We start from the raw sequence: 1,847 nt of genomic DNA on the forward strand, positions 1-1,847 counted from the left end.
AGCCAATCGCCAGTAACGGGTAACGGCTCATCATTGCTAACAGCCCGGAGAACACCGGAGTCGTCGAAATAAACTTGATGGACTAACCTTCTAACGTCGCTCATGGCTCGTACACATAGTCCTCGTATCTGTCATCACTGCGCCTGCAACGTATTGTCGCGGGAAGAGTGGGGTCTTGTTCGCTTGGCAATGCTGGCGGGTCATCGTCCGTGACGATCTGGACAAACTGCCGAGGGGATGCAGACGCATCATTGACCGCGTTGGTCAGCGTAAGCAAATCCTCCAATATGTTCAGGTAATCCTGAACCATAGAGTCTGGCCACTGCGTCAGCTCCTGAATCTCTTGAGCGTTCAGAGCTAGACGGCGTTTGTACGGGTCTATCTGCTCAGCCATAGGTTAGCACCGCTCTACCGAATGCCGCCCGCGATGTATTGGCACCGCGCAACTTGAACCCGACCCAGTCGCTCACGTACCCCATGCGGCGAATGATGAACCGCTTGCCGTAATCATGGGGCAGCCCATACATCTCAAACCACTCTTTACCGTATGTCACGCCATTATACGTCATTGATATTGCAACGGTGGCATCTTCTGCCGAGGTAAAGCCGGGGATGGTTTCAACATCTACCTCGTCCAAGCTGGCTGACTCCAGATAAGTGAACGGCGTGTAAAGTATCCACTCCGCTATATCACCGTAATGCGTAGAAACGGAGCTGTCTATCTTCCCTATGCGCGAATCAATCTTGTCACCAAATACCCATGTATTCTGCGCTTGGTCAAACACGCCATTGATTGCCCGCCAAGGAGTATCACCGTTTGCGTCTGACTTCAGGATGCTCCACGCCTGCCCAACTCCAGCCGATGCCGCGATGGTCTGGTTGAACAACAAGACATCGTCCGGCAGATGGATGATAACGAAGGTGTAACCATCGTGCTCAAACGACTCAATCCGGGCGTTGGATAGCTGAGCCTCGGAGTATTGGGCAATAACCTTGTCAACCTCACGGGTTCCAAGCTTTGTGGCACTACCCACTCCAATCACATGGAGAGAAACCGCCTCTTCTTTGCGTCCACCCAGCACATACATCTTTCCACCAACCTCTGCTTTGCAGTGGGTGCCGACAATGCCCAGCTTGAGCGCTCGGGTAGGTACGCGCTGGAAGGCGAAGTTCTCAGTCGCGGCGTTAACAAAGTACTCGATGGAATACCGGCCAAATACCATAACCTTGTTGTCTTCGGTTTTAGCCACGCCATAGGTGTAATCAGGGATAAACTCCGCAGTCGCGAACTTCAGCGGGTCAATGCTTGATTCATCGCTTATGTCTGTGTGGTAGATGAACTCGCCATCTGTGAAGAAATAGTAGCCATCAACCCACACCACGTCGATAGGTGTACCGAGGTCGGCATCAACCACCTCGCGGAACCCATTGGTGGAGTCATATAGGTAATATTTGCCACCCGCCACGACCGCCTGGGTGTTAAACGAGTGATCCATAGCAACCTGCCCCGTCCCGGCTACCGTGCCGAGTGTGGTAGATGTGCCATTAGCGACAGTGACAAACTTATTCCCCGATACGCGGAAGTGTTTATTCTGCTGATCGTTCCAATGCCCGCCACGGTCTTTGCCGACAGCCGTGGTGTACGATGACAGCCCCGGCATCTGGAGCATATAGCCCTTCACGCCAAACATTTGGCGCTCAACGGCGTACATATTGACGGGTAGGGCGTCCCGGTAGTCCGTTTCTGCCCCCACCTTATCGCCTTTAATCAGGTTCAGGATGGCTTCGGGCATATCAGCTCACCGGGATTACGTTGATGTATTTACGGCGCGTTTCTACTCTGCCTG

General features: G+C 53.2%; 2 protein-coding genes. Both read right to left on the reverse strand.

Annotated features, from left to right (window positions below; all coding sequences use genetic code 11):
- Positions 1-100: 100 nt before the first annotated feature.
- The gene (locus tag ABYP33_RS18915; protein WP_373092885.1) at positions 101-394 is read right to left on the reverse strand and encodes a hypothetical protein; all 294 of its coding nucleotides are present in this window, start codon (positions 392-394) and stop codon (positions 101-103) included.
- Complete coding sequence (locus tag ABYP33_RS18920; protein WP_373092886.1) at positions 387-1,793, reverse strand: packaged DNA stabilization protein; 1,407 nt, start codon at positions 1,791-1,793, stop codon at positions 387-389. The genes ABYP33_RS18915 and ABYP33_RS18920 overlap by 8 nt, the downstream gene beginning before the upstream one ends.
- Positions 1,794-1,847 lie beyond the last annotated feature (54 nt).

The sequence above is a fragment of the Zhongshania sp. genome, from assembly GCF_041584495.1.
Classification (GTDB): Bacteria; Pseudomonadota; Gammaproteobacteria; order Pseudomonadales; family Spongiibacteraceae; genus Spongiibacter.